Annotated in this window: 11 protein-coding genes; 9 read left to right on the forward strand and 2 right to left on the reverse strand. The window is 71.2% G+C overall.

Annotation, left to right across the window (positions count from 1 at the left end; genetic code table 11):
- Positions 1–30: 30 nt before the first annotated feature.
- On the reverse strand, positions 31–2,166 hold the full coding sequence (gene glgX, locus ACIBZJ_RS24085) for a glycogen debranching protein GlgX (protein WP_395933131.1): 2,136 nt from the start codon (positions 2,164–2,166) through the stop codon (positions 31–33).
- A 249-nt stretch (positions 2,167–2,415) separates the two neighbouring features.
- Between glgX and ACIBZJ_RS24090 the strand changes: the two genes are divergently transcribed.
- From ACIBZJ_RS24090 to ACIBZJ_RS24100, 3 genes are all read left to right on the forward strand, one after another.
- Positions 2,416–3,303, forward strand: a complete 888-nt coding sequence (locus ACIBZJ_RS24090; RefSeq protein ID WP_395933133.1) for an ABC transporter ATP-binding protein — start codon at positions 2,416–2,418, stop codon at positions 3,301–3,303.
- A gap of 85 nt (positions 3,304–3,388) precedes the next feature.
- Positions 3,389–5,800, forward strand: a complete 2,412-nt coding sequence (locus ACIBZJ_RS24095) for a protein kinase (protein ID WP_395933135.1) — start codon at positions 3,389–3,391, stop codon at positions 5,798–5,800.
- A gap of 86 nt (positions 5,801–5,886) precedes the next feature.
- Entirely contained in the window at positions 5,887–6,669 is a 783-nt protein-coding gene (locus ACIBZJ_RS24100) for an enoyl-CoA hydratase/isomerase family protein (protein ID WP_395933137.1), read from the forward strand.
- Between the two features lie 6 nt (positions 6,670–6,675).
- Here the strand turns inward: ACIBZJ_RS24100 and ACIBZJ_RS24105 are convergent, their stop codons facing one another.
- Positions 6,676–7,887: an acyltransferase family protein gene (locus ACIBZJ_RS24105; RefSeq protein WP_395933139.1), complete on the reverse strand. Its 1,212-nt coding sequence runs from the start codon at positions 7,885–7,887 to the stop codon at positions 6,676–6,678.
- A gap of 178 nt (positions 7,888–8,065) precedes the next feature.
- On the opposite strand from ACIBZJ_RS24105, the gene ACIBZJ_RS24110 reads away from it, so the two are divergent.
- From ACIBZJ_RS24110 to ACIBZJ_RS24135, 6 genes are all read left to right on the forward strand, one after another.
- Positions 8,066–9,115, forward strand: a complete 1,050-nt coding sequence (locus ACIBZJ_RS24110; protein WP_395933141.1) for a hypothetical protein — start codon at positions 8,066–8,068, stop codon at positions 9,113–9,115.
- A gap of 62 nt (positions 9,116–9,177) precedes the next feature.
- Positions 9,178–10,797 carry an acetolactate synthase gene (locus ACIBZJ_RS24115; protein WP_395933143.1) on the forward strand — a complete coding sequence of 540 codons (1,620 nt, stop codon included), beginning with the start codon at positions 9,178–9,180 and terminating at the stop codon, positions 10,795–10,797.
- Positions 10,798–11,022: 225 nt separating this feature from the next.
- Positions 11,023–11,640, forward strand: coding sequence for a dihydrofolate reductase family protein (locus tag ACIBZJ_RS24120; RefSeq protein WP_395933145.1), 618 nt, complete (start codon positions 11,023–11,025; stop codon positions 11,638–11,640).
- A gap of 26 nt (positions 11,641–11,666) precedes the next feature.
- Positions 11,667–12,020, forward strand: a complete 354-nt coding sequence (locus ACIBZJ_RS24125; protein ID WP_395933148.1) for a YciI family protein — start codon at positions 11,667–11,669, stop codon at positions 12,018–12,020.
- Between the two features lie 5 nt (positions 12,021–12,025).
- Entirely contained in the window at positions 12,026–13,234 is a 1,209-nt protein-coding gene (locus ACIBZJ_RS24130) for an RNA polymerase sigma factor (RefSeq protein WP_395933150.1), read from the forward strand.
- 44 nt (positions 13,235–13,278) lie between these two features.
- Positions 13,279–14,700, forward strand: a complete 1,422-nt coding sequence (locus tag ACIBZJ_RS24135; protein WP_395933152.1) for a diguanylate cyclase domain-containing protein — start codon at positions 13,279–13,281, stop codon at positions 14,698–14,700.
- The last annotated feature ends 4 nt before the right edge of the window (positions 14,701–14,704 follow it).

A 14,704-nucleotide genomic window follows, 5' to 3' on the forward strand; every position in this document is an offset into this window, starting at 1 on the left:
CCGGTCGGCTGCCGGTGGTACGCGATCGGGTCAGCGCACCGCGCGGAGCAGGACGGTGGACCACGCCGACAGCGGGCGGGCCGTGCCGCCGTCCAGCGTCTCGCTGCCGTCCGGCAGATCGGGCCGGGCGGTGTCGAACACCACCTGGTAGCACCGCGCCCACGGCGGCCCGGGCAGCCGGACCTCCAGGTCGCCGTCGGCGGCGTGGATCCACAGCAGGTACGAGTCGTCGACGATCCGCTCACCACGCAGGGTCCGGTTCCGGATCTGCTCGCCGTCGAGGAACATGCCGAGCGTGCGAGCGTCGTGGCGGTTCCAGTCGTCCGGGCTCATCAGGCCGCCGTCGGGCCGGAACCACGAGAGGTCGCTGACCGGGCTGTCCAGGTCGGCCGGTGCGCCGACGAAGAACGAGCGTTGCCGGAAGACCGGCGCCTTCGCCCGCAGGTCGAGCAGCCGGGACGTGAACCCGAGCAGCGACTCGGCCTCCGGATCGAGCTTCCAGTCCATCCAGGACACCTCGTTGTCCTGGCAGTACGCGTTGTTGTTGCCGCCCTGCGTGCGGCGCATCTCGTCCCCGGCGGTGAGCATCGGGACGCCGGCCGACAGCACGAGCGTGGCCAGCGCGTTGCGGATCTGCCGGTTGCGCAGCGCGATCACCGCGCCGTCGTCGGTCTCGCCTTCGACGCCGCAGTTCCAGGACCGGTTGTCGTCGGTGCCGTCCCGGTTCTGCTCGAGGTTGGCCTCGTTGTGTTTGTGGTTGTACGTGAACAGGTCGCGCATCGTGAACCCGTCGTGCGCGGTGATGAAGTTGATCGACGCGAACGGGCGGCGGCCGTCGTCCTGGTAGAGGTCGGACGAGCCGGACAGCCGGTAACCCAGCTCGCCGAGGCCGCTGGTGCCGCCGCGCCACAGGTCGCGCACGGCGTCCCGGTAGCGGCCGTTCCACTCCGTCCAGAGCGGCGGGAAGTTGCCGACCTGGTAGCCGCCCGCGCCCACGTCCCAGGGCTCGGCGATCAGCTTGAGCTGGTTGACCACCGGGTCCTGGTGGATGACCGCCATGAACGCCGAGAGCTGGTCGACGTCGTGCATCGACCGGGCCAGCGCGGACGCCAGGTCGAAGCGGAACCCGTCGACGCCCATGTCCAGCGCCCAGTAGCGCAGCGAGTCCATCAGCATCTGCAGCACCGCGGGCTGCCGGGCGTCCAGCGTGTTGCCGCAGCCGGTGTAGTCGACGTAGCGGCTGGCGTCGGAGGAGTCGACCCGGTAGTAACCGATGTTGTCGATCCCGCGGAAGCTCAGCGTCGGACCGTCCGCACCGCCCTCGGCGGTGTGGTTGTAGACGACGTCGAGGATCACCTCGATTCCGGCCGCGTGCAGCGCGGCGACCATGTCGCGGAACTCCTCGACCTGGCCTCCGGTGTCGCCGCGGGAGGAGAACCGGGAGTCCGGCGCGAAGTAGCCGAGCGTGTTGTAGCCCCAGTAGTTCGTCAGGCCGCGTCCGCTGATGAACGGTTCCGGAACCATGTGGTGCACCGGCAGCAGCTCGACCGACGTCACCCCGAGCTTCACCAGGTGGTCGATCACCGCGGGGTGGGCCAGGCCGGAGTACGTGCCACGCAGGTGGTCGGGCACGTCCGGGTGGCGCATCGTGAAGCCGCGGACGTGCAGTTCGTAGATGACCGTGTCCTCCCACGGCACCCGCGGACGGGTGTGCGAGAGGCCGATCGTCCGGGCCAGCACGACCGAGCGCAGCGTGTCGGGCGCCGAGTCCTGCCCGTCCGGCCAGCCGCGGGACGCGTCCCCGTTGTGCCCGTACAACGACGGGCCGTTGACGACGTGCCCCGAGTACGCCCGCGCGTACGGGTCCATCAGCAGCTTCGCCGGGTTGAAGCGGTGACCGGCCTGCGGGCTCCACGGGCCGTGCACCCGGAAGCCGTACCGCTGTCCCGGCCCGATGTCTGGCACGTACCCGTGCCAGACGTGGTACGTGCTCTCGCTGAGCATCAGCCGGCGCTCGTTCCCGGCCTCGTCGAACAGGCACAGGTCCACGCCGACCGCGTGCGGGCTCCACAGCGTGAAGTTCACGCCGTCGCCGTCCCAGTTCGCGCCGAGCGGGAACGGACTACCCGGCCACGGCCCGTTCGGGTCTGCCGTCGCTGTGCTCATAGCGCCCCCTAGCAGCCTGTTGTGCACAGATTAGGGGGCTGCTCGGGTAAACGTAACTAGACCTCCCAAGATGTGTCAGGGCGCCTGGTTCTGTTGAGTACCACGCGGCGCGTCGGGACGGGGGAGGGCGTCCGAGGTTGGCCCTCGTGCTGTTGGATGGGGCATGTGCCTGCCGCTTCCCGTCCCGAGCCGGCCCGCGCCGTCGGTCGAGCCTCTGTTCCCCCCGCGTCCGTTTCACCGATCTTCTCGGTGACGTCCGGCGTTTCGGTCGTTCCCGACGCGGCGCTGCCCAAATCCGCGCCGCGCGCGCCCGAGCCGGCCGCCCCGGCGCCCCGGACGTATCCGGAGCCGGACCCGGACGCGGTGCTCGACCTCGCCGGCGTCACGGTCACCCGCAGCGGCAACGACCTGCTCGACGAGATCGACTGGAAGGTCGCTCCGGAAGACCGCTGGGTCGTGCTCGGCCCGAACGGCGCGGGCAAGACCACGCTGCTCTCGGTCGCCGCGGCCCGGCTCCACCCGACCCGCGGCCGGGTCGCGATTCTCGGCGAGCAGCTCGGCAAGGTCGACGTCTTCGAGCTCCGGCCCCGTATCGGTCTGTCGTCCGCGTCCCTCGCGGAACGCATCCCGTCCAGCGAAACCGTGGCGGACGTCGTGGTCACGGCCGCGTACGCCGTGGTCGGCCGCTTCAACGAGCAGTACGACGGTCTGGACGCTACGCGAGGCGCCGCGCTGCTGGCCCAGTTCGGGGTCGAGCACCTGGCCGATCGGCTGTACGGGACGCTCAGCGAGGGCGAGCGCAAGCGCGTGCAGATCGCGCGGGCGCTGATGACCGATCCGGAAGTGCTGATGCTCGACGAGCCGGCCGCCGGGCTCGACCTGGGCGGACGGGAAGACCTGGTCCGTCGCCTCTCGACGCTGGCCCGCGACCCTTATTCGCCGGCGCTGGTGCTGGTCACGCACCACGTCGAGGAGATCCCCCCGGGCATCACGCACGCGCTGCTGCTGCGGCAGGGCCGGGTGACTGCGGCCGGGCCGGTCGCCGAGTCGCTGACCGCGGAGACGCTGTCGAACACGTTCGGCCTGCCGTTGCGGCTCGACCAGCGCGACGGAAGGTACAGCGCGAGGGCCCTCTGATTTCGCCCTGTTGATCCCGGGCCTAGAGTGGACGGTAAATTGTCGTCGCTCGTTTGGGGCGCCATCCGTGGGCCGTCATGACCAGATGCTCCTCGAGGTCGGCGAGGACATCGCCGGGTACACGGTGGAGTCTTTCGTCGCCCGCGGAGGGATGGCCGTTGTCTACAAGGCGGTCGACAATCGCCTCGGGCGGCCGGTCGCACTCAAGCTGATCGCGCCCGAGCTCGCGTCGGACTCGACTTTCCGGGCCCGGTTCACCCGGGAGAGCGAGCTCGCCGCGTCGCTCGACCATCCGAACGTGCTGCCGATCTACCAGGCCGGCGAGTTCGACGGAATGCTCTACACGGTCATGCGCTATGTGGACGGCGAAGACCTCGACCGGGTGTTGAAGCGGCGCGGGCGCCTGACGCCGTCGGAGACGATCACGATCTTCTCGGCGGTGGCGGCGGCACTGGACGCCGCCCACGAGCGGCAGCTCGTGCACCGCGACGTGAAGCCGGGGAACGTGCTGCTCACCGGCGCGGACGACCAGTACGGGATGAACCTCGCGCAGCGGCACGTGTACCTGACCGACTTCGGGCTGACGAAGCGCGCCGCCGACGTCACCGGGCTGACCACCGCCGGCCAGTTCCTCGGGACGATCGCCTACGTCGCGCCGGAGCAGATCGCGAACCAGCCGGTGGACCACCGGGCGGACGTGTACTCGCTCGGGTGCGTGCTCTACCACGTGCTGAGCGGGGTGGCGCCGTTCGACCGGCAGGACTACGTGGCGATGATGTGGGCGCACATCTCGTCGCCGCCGCCGGTGCTGTCCGAGGCGGCGGCCGACGTGCCACCGGCGGCCGACTCGGTGCTGCAGTCGGCGATGGCCAAGCGGCCGGGTGCGCGGCCCGACAGCTGCAGCGCGCTGATCGGTCAGCTGCGTGACGCGTTCGGTCTGACGTCGGAGACGCCGCTGAGGCTGGCCGACCGTAAGGCGCGCCCGACGCCGGGCGTGCTCGAGCGCTTCGCGGGCGAGCCGGCCGACGACCGTCCCACGCTCAAACGCGGGGCCGCCACCGTGTCCACGGGCCCGAACCCGGCCCCACCCCCAGCGGCCGCCACACCCCCAGCCGCCGCACCCCCGGCGGTCGCGCCCCCAGCCGCCGTGCCTCCGGCGGCCGCGGCCGCCGTGCCTCCGGCCGCCGCCGTGCCTCCGGAGGTCGCCGCCGCCGCTGCGGCGCCGTACGTCGAGCAGACCGGCGGGCCTGCGCCGAGTCTCGCAGAGGTGCTGGCGCAGCCCGCGTCTCCGCCACCGCCGCGGCCGCCGCGGATCGCGCCGCCGACCGAGCGACGCCGCCGGCCGGAGCCGGAACGGGATTCGCCCCCGACCCTGCTGAGCCACCGGGCCGACCCGGTACCTCCGCGGACGAGCGCGATCCCCCGCCGCGCCGCGGTGCTGGCCGGCCTGATCGTGCTCGTGATCCTGCTGGGCGGAGGCGCGTTCATCCTGTTCGGCCCGGACGACGCCGACCCCGGCACCGTGGCGGCGCCGTCCACGTCGCCGACGCCCACCGTCGGCACCTCCACCGCCGTCACCACGCTCGCGAAGCCGACCGAGGTGACGTCGGTCCAGGTCGGCAAGTCCCCGCAGGGCATCGCGTTCTCGCCGACCGGCGACGAGGTCTACGTCGCCAACAGCGACGACCGGACGATCTCGATCGTCGACACCGAAGACCTTCGCCAGGTCTCGACGATCAAGATCCCCAACCAGCCCCAATACCTCGCGATCTCCGAAGACGGCAAGACGCTCTACGTGTCCACCCACAACGACGACGGCACCGGCAACACCGTGACGGTCGTCGACACCACCCGGCGCAGCGTCGCCAAACAGATCGACGTCGCCCAGGGCCACCCGTCCGAGCCGTACGCGCTCTCGCTGTCACCCGACGGCAAGCTGCTCTACGTCCCCGACCACCAGCGCAGCGTCCTCACCGTGATCGACACGGCCCAGCGGGGCATCCTGATGTCGCTCGCGGTCCCGCCGGAGCCGCACTGGGTCACGTTCGGCCCGGGCGGGACGCGCGCCTACGCCGCCGACCACGAGTCGAACCTGATCTCGGTCATCGACGTCTCGCAGACCAAGGTCATCAAGACGATCCCCGTCGACAAGAGCCCGCACAGCGTCGCCGTGCTGCCCGACGGCAGCCGGGCGTTCACCGCGAACTACGAGGTCAGCACCGCCTCGGTCATCAACCTCAAGACCAGTGCGGTGACGAACGTGAAGGTGGGGGCCAACCCGCGGTGCGTCGCGCTCTCCCCCGACGGCAGGTACGCGTATTTCGCGGCGACCGGCGACGACGTGCTCACGGTCCTCGACACGAAGACGCTGCGGCAGACCGCGAGCGTGCCGGTGGGCAAGGACCCGTGGGTCGTCGCGGTGTCGCCGGACGGACGCACCGGCTGGGTGAGCAACCGGTCGTCGGGCACGGTGTCGGTGGTCACGCTCGCGCGGTGAGCCCGGCCGAACTACCCGCCGGTAGGCTGCCGCCAACGGCATCGATGCCGGGCGGCTCCCCGTCCGGAGAAGGGTGGTCGGGGCGGATGACCGGCGAATTCGTGACGCTCGAGGTGGCCGAAGGGGTCGGCACGATCCGGCTCGACCGGCCGAAGATGAACGCACTCAACACCCAGGTGCAGCAGGAGCTCAGGGCGGCGGCCCAGGAGGCCACCGAGCGGAACGACGTGCGGGCGGTCGTGCTCTACGGCGGTCCGAAGGTGTTCGCGGCCGGCGCCGACATCAAGGAGTTCGCCGAGACCGACTACACGCAGATGGTGGCTCGGGCCGAGGCGCTGACCGGGTCGCTGACCGCGGTCGCGCGGATCCCGAAGCCGGTGATCGCCGCGGTGACCGGGTTCGCGCTCGGCGGCGGCTGCGAGCTGGCGCTGACCGCCGACTTCCGGGTGTGCGGCGAGAACGCGAAGCTCGGCCAGCCGGAGATCCTGCTCGGCATCATCCCGGGCGCGGGTGGCACCCAGCGGCTCACCCGGCTGGTGGGGCCGTCGAAGGCCAAGGACCTGATCTACTCCGGTCGGTTCGTCGACGCGGCCGAGGCGCTGGCGATCGGACTGGTCGACAAGGTCGTCGCTGCCGACGACGTCTACACCGTGGCGGTCGAGTGGGCGTCGACGTTCACGAACGGCCCGGCGTGGGCGCTGCGGGCGGCGAAGGCCGCGATCGACGGCGGGCTCGACGTCGACCTGGAGACCGGTCTGCGGCTGGAGAGCCAGCTGTTCGCGGGCCTGTTCGCGACAGAAGACAAGCGGATCGGCATGGAGTCGTTCCTGGCCAACGGCCCGGGCAAGGCGAAGTTCACGGGCGCCTGACGGCCCTCAGAGCGCTCGCGACACCGGCGTGAAGCCGGAGTAGGCCGCGAGCACGCGCGCCTCCGCGTCATGCGTCCGCGTCGCGGGGGTCGCGCGTGGCGCGATGCGTGTGTGCTGCCGGCTGCGCGCCTGCAGGGTCTTGGTGAGGCGGCCCATCCGCCTGCTGCCGGGTTCCTCGACGTAGTGGTTGAGCGCCCAAGCCAGGGCGACGACCACCGCGACGGCGAACGCCAGCACGAACCAGCGGTTGAACCCCAGCCGCACGTTGCCGATCGTCAGCAGCGTGTAGCCGATGTTCTCGTGCAACAGGTACAGCGGGTACGTCAGCGTGCCGAGGAACGCGACCCGCGCCGCGCCCGGCACCCGCACACCGCTCACCAGCAGCGCGAACGCGGCGAACGTCGCCAGCAGCACCCCGGCCACGACCCAGCCGGAGAACGGCAGCCCGTACTTGCGGGTCAGCGCGTCCGCGAACGAGATGCCGCGCACCAGCGCCCACCCGCACGACGCCACGGTCACCGCGAGCGCCGCCACCCGCTGCCGCGCGCTCAGCGTCGCGCCCGGCCCTTCCTTCGCCAGCAGCGCGAACCCGACCCCGGCGGTGAAGTACGGGGTCCACTCCGGGACGAACACCCGGGCCCACCCGTCCGGCATCGACCAGGCCGCGTGGACGAGCGAGATGCCGAGCCACACCGAGGCGCCGGCCAGCACCCGGTTCACGGTCAGTCCGACGATCGTGCCCAGCGCCACCAGCCCGTAGAACGCGAGCTCGACCAGCAGCGTCCAGTACACGCCGTCGACATAGGTGACGCCGAACGCCTCGCTGCCCATCGTCAGATTGGCGGCCCACTGGCCGAACGAGACCGAGAGCCGGTCGCCCGGCAGGAGCGTCACGGCCAGCGCGGTGACGGTGCAGGCGACCCAGAACGCCGGGTACAGCCGACCGGCGCGGTTGAGCAGGAACGTGTCGGGGGAGCGGCCCCAGGCGCTGCGCAGGATCACGAACCCACTGATGACGAAGAACACGTCGACGCCGAGGTAGCCGTACCGGAACAGCGCGGCCTGGCCCTCGAAGCCGGTGGTCGCCAACGGGGTCGTCCCGGTGGTCGACCGGAACATCCAGTGGAACGCCACCACGGCCGCCGCCGCTAAGAAGCGGAGGAGGTCCAACTCATGGCAGCGCCGGAGACGGTCGCGGGACGAGATAGTGACACTCACTGTTCCCGGGTATCCACGGGCGGTCAGGAATGAACTGAGGGAGCATCGTTTGTGAGCAACTTCGCCCCGGTACCGAGTTGGCAATCCCGACCCCGGGGCGGTGGATTCACAGGTGTCGCCTACCCTGGCGGCGCCAAGCGTCCGCGCGGCCGCTGTAGACGCGGTGGAGGAGAACGGGATGACGTACCCACAGGACCCGCAGGGCTACGGGCAGCAGCAACAGCCCGGTGGCTACGACCCCAGCGGTGCTGGTTACGGAGACCCGTATGCCCAGCCGGGTGCCTACCCGCCCGCGTACGACCCCACGACGGGCCAGCCGATCCAGCCGGGTCAGCCCGGCCAGCAGGCGCCTCCGGGCAGTCCGTTAGCTCCCGGTGGGTACGACTACAACCAGCAGCAGTACCCCGCGCAGCCCACGTCGGGCTACCCGGCCGGTGCACCGGTGTCCGGGTATCCGACGTCCGGATATCCGACGTCCGGGTACCCCGGGGCGCCGACGTCCGGGTATCCGACCTCTGGCTACCCGGGTGCGCCGACGTCCGGTTATCCCGCCGCCGGGTACCAGGCGGCCGGCTACCCGCCGCAGCCCGCGTACGGCTACCCGCCGGTGCCGCCGCCGAAGAAGAGCAACACCGGTCTGATCCTCGGCATCGTCGCGGGTGTCGTCGTCCTGCTGGTCATCGTCGTCTCGCTCGGGATCTGGGCGATCTCCGGTGACGACCCGCCGAAGCCCGGTCCGACGATCGCGGCCCCGACGCCGTCCGCCTCGGCGTCCCCGTCGCCGTCCGATCCGCCGCTGCTCTCGCAGTTCAAGGACCCCGACCTGCGTGATTTCGCCCGCCGCGCGGCCGCGGAGGCCGACCGGTGCGAGGTCATCACCTCGACGATCCCCGGGGCGAACAACGCGGCCGAGGCGCTGAAGTGCACGTTCACCGGCACCGGCACGTACGAGATCTACTTCGTCCGCTACAAGACGCTCTCCGATCGCGACTCGTACGCGAAGTCCGCGCGCGGTGGCTTCTCCGACGACTCGCTGGTCGTCGACGGTGACACGTTCTGGACCGACGACCAGCAGACCCGGCAGGGCAGCTACATCACCGGCCACGCGACGTCGGACGGCGGCCGCTACGTCTACTGGGACCTTCCGGGCAAGGCGGTCTCCGGCGAGATCTACACGAGCAGCACCGACGCGGTAGGAACCGAGACGTTCTGGAAGAAGATCCGCTGACCCCGGTTACCCCTGAGTAGGGTCGCGCGTAGCGAAACGCCCTACGAGGAGGAGCCCGAGCTATGACCGAGTTGGAGGGGCACGGGGGTGAGCTCGCGCTGGCGGCGCTGCGGGCTCGTGGTGTCGAGGCGATGTTCACGCTGTCCGGCGGGCACGTTTTCCCGCTCTACGACGCCGCACACACCACCGGCTTCCCGCTGATCGACGTCCGGCACGAGCAGAGCGCGGTGTTCGCCGCCGAGGCGACCGCCAAGCTCACCCGCCGGCCCGGGCTCGCGGTGCTGACCGCCGGGCCCGGCGTCACGAACGGGGTCTCCGCGGTCACGTCGGCGAAGTTCAACGGCTCGCCGGTGGTCGTGCTGGGCGGACGGGCGCCGCAGATGCGCTGGGGCGCGGGCTCGCTGCAGGAGTTCGATCACGTCCCGGTGCTCGCGCCGATCACCAAGCACGCGGCGACGGTCACCGACGTGAACGCGATCGCCGCCGACGTCGGCGCGGCAGCCGATCTGGCGCTCGCGCCGCATCGGGGCCCGGTCTTCCTCGACCTGCCGATGGACGTGGTCTTCGACCGGGCGAAGTCGGTCATCACGCCGCCGGCCGCGCCGGAGGTCCCCGGGGCCGACCCGGAGGAGGTCGCCGCCGCCGCCGCGCTGATCGCGCGCGCGGACCGGCCGGTGCTGATCGCCGGGTCGGACGTGTACGCGGGGAGCGCCGAGCAGGCACTGGTCGCGGCGGCCGAGGCACTGCGGGTGCCGGTGTTCAGCAACGGGCAGGGCCGCGGGTGCATCCCGGCCGACCATCCGCTGGCGTTCGCCCGGGTCCGCGGCAAGGCGTTCAAGTCCGCCGACCTGGTGGTGGTCGTCGGTACGCCGCTGGACTTCCGGCTGGGTTTCGGTGCGTTCGGGGAAGCGGCGGTCGTGCACGTCGTCGACTCGCCGTCGCAGAAGGCCGGTCACGTGACCCCGGCCGCCGCGCCGGTCGGCGACCTGGCGTCGATCCTGACCGCGTTCGCGAACTACACCGGGCCGAGGGCCGACCACGAGGGCTGGATCGCGTCGCTGCGCGACCTCGAGGACGCCGCCCGGTCGGCCGAGCTCGACGTGTTGCGGGCCGACACCGACCCGATCAAGCCGGCGCGGATCTACGGCGAACTGCGGCAGGTGCTCGACCGGGACGCGGTGGTGATCTGCGACGGCGGTGATTTCGTGTCGTACGGCGGGCGGTACCTCGACTCGTACACGCCGGGTTGCTGGCTCGACCCGGGGCCGTACGGGTGCTTGGGCACCGGCTCCGGGTACGCGATCGGGGCACGGGTGGCGCGGCCGTCCGCGCAGATCTGCGTGCTGTTCGGCGACGGGGCGGCCGGGTTCTCGCTGATGGACGTCGAGTCGCTGGTGCGCCAGAACCTGCCGGTCGTGATGGTGGTGGGCAACAACGGGATCTGGGGGCTGGAGAAGCACCCGATGCAGGCGGTGTACGGGTACGACGTGGCGGCGGATCTGCAGCCGGGGCTGCGGTACGACGACGTGGTCGGCGCGCTGGGCGGGGCCGGCGAGACCGTCGAGAAGCCCGGAGATCTCGGTGCGGCCCTGCGCCGGGCCTTCGAAGCCGGCGTCCCCTACCTGGTCAACGTCCTGACCGACCCGACGGATGCCTACCCCCGCAGTTCCAACCTCGCTTAGGTGGGCGGCCCGCCCAGGGCGACGCTGACAGCCGCGCCACACGACTTGAGTGCGACACCAGCACGCGGCGTCGTGTGGCGCGGCTGTCAGCGCCCCCCTGGGCGGGCTCCAGGTCAATACGCTCGCGCCTTCGGCGCATCGAAAAAAGAATTCGGGCGGGGTGTCGTGGGACGCGGTCGGGCTTCGTAGGGAGGGTGAGAGGCACCCACACCCGGAGGACGAACGATGAAGCTCAGCGTCAACATCTTTCTTACGCTCGACGGCGTGATGCAGGGACCGGGCGGCCCGAAGGAAGACACGTCGGGCGGGTTCGAGCGCGGCGGCTGGGTCGTGCCGCACTTCGACGAGGCCGGTGGCGCGTTCGTCAGCCGCTACTTCGAGCAGGCCGAAGCGTTCCTGTACGGGCGGCTCACGTACCAGATCATGGCGGCCCACTGGCCGCTGGTCACCGACCCCGCCGACCCGGTGGCCGGTCGGCTCAACACGTACCCGAAGTACGTCGTCTCCAGCACCCTCACCGACGCCGAGGCGAGCTGGGAGAACAGCACGGTGCTCCGCGGTGACTTCCTGGCCGCGATCCGCGAGCTGAAGCAGCAGCCCGGCAAGGAGCTCCAGGTCCACGGTTGCGCCCAGCTGGCCCGCACCCTGCACGAAGCCGGCTTGATCGACGTCTACCGGCTGATGATCTTCCCGGTGACCGTCGGCGACGGGAAGCGCCTGTTCTCACCCGGAGCGCCCGCTACCGGCTTCCGTACGGTCAGCGCGGAGACCACCTCCACGGGGGTCTCGCTGCTGACGCTCGAGCCGGTACCGTTCGCCGCCGGCGACTTCACGATCAACTGATTCCCGACTCCGACAGGAGAAACGTCATGGCTCAGCAGTACCTGCTCTCGGTCTGGCACGTCGGCGCATACCCCGAGGTCGACCCGGAGACGATGCAAGCCCAGTTCGCCGCCGTCAACGCGTTCAACCAGGAGGTCATGGACGCCGGAGCGTGGGTGTTCGCGGGTGGCCTGATGCCGCACGACACCGCGACGACCGTCGACAACACCGGCGCCGAGATGGTGCTCTCCGACGGCCCGTTCGCCGAGACCAAGGAACACATCGGCGGGTTCTGGGTGATCACCGCCGAGAACCTGGACGAGGCGCTGCGCTGGGCGGCCAAGGGCTCGAAGGCCTGCGAAAACAAGGTCGAGGTCCGTCCGTTCCAGGGCGAGGTCTGACGCCGGTGGGCGCCGCGTCGGACGAGGAGGTCGAGGCCGTCGTACGCGCGGAGTACGGGCGGGTGGTCGCGACGCTCGTCCGGCGCTTCTCCGACGTCGACATCGCCGAGGAGGCGGCGAGCGAAGCGCTCGTCATCGCCGTGCAGTCCTGGCGGCGCGACGGGCTGCCGCCGAACCCGGGCGGCTGGCTCGTCACCACGGCGGGCAACCGGGCCATCGACCGGATCCGGCGCGAGTCGACGCGCGACGCCCGCCAGAAGGAGGCGGCCATGCTCACCCCACCCGACTCCGATCCGCTCGGTGCGGTGGACGACGACCGGTTGCGGCTCATCTTCATGTGCTGCCACCCGGCCCTCGCCGTCGAATCCCGGGTCGCGCTGACGCTGCGGCTGGTCGTCGGACTGTCGATGGCCGAGATCGCCGACGCGTTCCTCGTCCCCGAAACGACGATGGCGCAACGTCTCACCCGGGCGAAGCGGAAGATCAAGGCGGCCCGCATCCCGTTCGGGGTGCCGTTCGCCAGCGACCTGCCGTCCCGGGTGAACTCGGCGATGGCCGTCGTCTACCTGGTGTTCAACCAGGGGTACTTCGCCACCACGGGTGACGTCCCGCTGAGGGACGAGCTCTGCGCGGAGGCGATCCGGCTGGCCCGGCTGCTGCGGCAGCTGCTGCCGGACGAACCCGAGACGACCGGCCTGCTGGCCCTGATGCTGCTGACCGACGCACGTCGTCCGGCGCGGTTCGAGGGAACCACCCTGGTGCCGCTGGCCGAGCAGGACCGGAACCGGTGGATCCGGCCGTTGATCGACGAGGGCCACGACCTGGTCCGGGAGTGCCTCCGGATCCGGCGTCCGGGCTATTACCAGATCCTGGCCGCGGTCAACGCCGTGCACACCGACGGGCCGGCCACCGACTGGCGGCAGGTCCTGGCGCTCTACGACCAGCTGATGACGGTGGCGCCGTCACCGGTCGTCGCGCTCAACCGGGCCGTCGCGCTGGCCGAGGTCGAGGGCCCGGCGGTCGCGCTGACCGCGGTCGACGCGCTCGACCTGGTGCCGTACCACGCGTGGCACGCGACCCGGGCCGACCTGCTCCGACGCCTCGGCCGCGACCGGGACGCCGCTCAGGCCTACGAGTCGGCGATCGCGCTGGCCGACAACCCGGCCGAGCGGGACTTCCTCACCGCCCGGCGAAGGCTCGTCACGACGGATTGACTTCAGTCGGGCGATCTCCGGCCGATTGAGGAGTCGTGCCGTGGTTGCGTCGGGTAAAGGCGCTGGCCCACACGGTGATGGTCGGCGTCGTCGTCATGTTCCTGATCGTCCTGCTCAGGAAACTCGGCCTGGTCGGGACCACCCCGCTGTGGGTGTTCGCGATCCTCGTCGTCCTGGGTTCGACGGCCCACGATCCGATGCTCCACCGAGCGCTGACCGGCGGCGACCTCAACCGGCGGCTCTGGCCGCGGGTCGCGATGCGGTACGTGATCAACACCGCGACGATCTACGCGACCGGCTGGGGCCCGGTGCTGGCCGTGACCCACCTGATCCTGCTCTCCGAATTCACCGCCCAATCCGGTTCCCGGTCCTGGCGTCCGGCTGCGTTGTGCAGCGCCGCGACGATCGCGCTGGGCCAGGTGGCGATCGCGGCCGGGGTCTACTGCTACCTCCCGCAGCCGCAGGTGCACGGGGTGGCCGTGCTGGTGGCGGCCGGAACCGTGCTCGCTTGCCGGTTCTTCGGCGCCGCGGTGCGGGCGCGGGAGGACGGCGAGACCGCGCTGCGGGAGAGCGAGGAGCGGTTCCGGTCGGTCGTCCAGGACGGCACCGACATGGTGGCGTTCGCCGACCGCGACGGCACGCTGCGTTACGTCAGCCCGAACGCCAAACGGGTCACCGGGCACGATTCCGAGGCGCTGTTGTCCGACGGACTCTGGAAGCTCATCCATCCGGAGGACCGGACGATCGCGCTCGACCTCACCGCACGGACGCACGAGCAGCCCGATACCGAGCACGTCGCCGAGATCCGGATCCGGCGCGCCGACGGGGAGTGGCGGTGGCACGAGGTCGTCGTCCGCAACCTGCTCGACCACCCCGGGGTCCACGCGCTCGTCAGCCATCAGCGGGACGTGCACGACCGCCGGAGCGTGCAGGACCGCATCGCCTACGCGGCGACCCACGACGCGCTCACCGGGCTGCTGAACGCGTCGGCGTTCGTGGTGGCACTGGAGGAGGCGCTCGTCCACGGTGCGAACGGCGGCTACCCGATCGGCGTCCTGTTCCTCGATCTGGACGGGTTCAAGCAGGTCAACGACGATCGCGGGCACGATGCCGGTGACGAGATGCTCCGCCTGGTCGGTGACGTGCTGCGCCGGTGCTGCCGGGAGCGCGACGTGCTCGGCCGGATCGGCGGTGACGAGTTCGTCGCCGCGCTGAACGGCGTCGCCGGCACCGCGCAGGCGGCGTCGATCGCGGCGTCGATCATCGAGGGCATCGACGCGGCGCAGCCCCCTGACGACGGGTCTCCCCGGGTAGGGTGCAGCATCGGTATCGCGCTGTCCGAGCCCGGCGTGGTGGATGCCAGGGGCATGCTCCGCCGCGCGGACCTCGCCATGTACACGTCGAAGCGCAGGCGCCGGAACGGGTTCGAGATCCACGCCGATTCGGTACCCGCCGTGGCCGGTTGACCCG

The sequence above is a fragment of the Cryptosporangium sp. NPDC051539 genome (assembly GCF_044454545.1).
Lineage (GTDB): Bacteria > Actinomycetota > Actinomycetes > Mycobacteriales > Cryptosporangiaceae > Cryptosporangium.

Coding starts and splice junctions, on each gene's coding strand:
- glgX (WP_395933131.1), bottom strand. CDS start 2,166: ATGAGCACAGCGACGGCAGACCCGAACGGGCCGTGGCCGGGTAGTCCG.
- ACIBZJ_RS24095 (WP_395933135.1), top strand. CDS start 3,389: ATGCTCCTCGAGGTCGGCGAGGACATCGCCGGGTACACGGTGGAGTCT.
- ACIBZJ_RS24100 (WP_395933137.1), top strand. CDS start 5,887: ATGACCGGCGAATTCGTGACGCTCGAGGTGGCCGAAGGGGTCGGCACG.
- ACIBZJ_RS24110 (WP_395933141.1), top strand. CDS start 8,066: ATGACGTACCCACAGGACCCGCAGGGCTACGGGCAGCAGCAACAGCCC.
- ACIBZJ_RS24115 (WP_395933143.1), top strand. CDS start 9,178: ATGACCGAGTTGGAGGGGCACGGGGGTGAGCTCGCGCTGGCGGCGCTG.
- ACIBZJ_RS24120 (WP_395933145.1), top strand. CDS start 11,023: ATGAAGCTCAGCGTCAACATCTTTCTTACGCTCGACGGCGTGATGCAG.
- ACIBZJ_RS24125 (WP_395933148.1), top strand. CDS start 11,667: ATGGCTCAGCAGTACCTGCTCTCGGTCTGGCACGTCGGCGCATACCCC.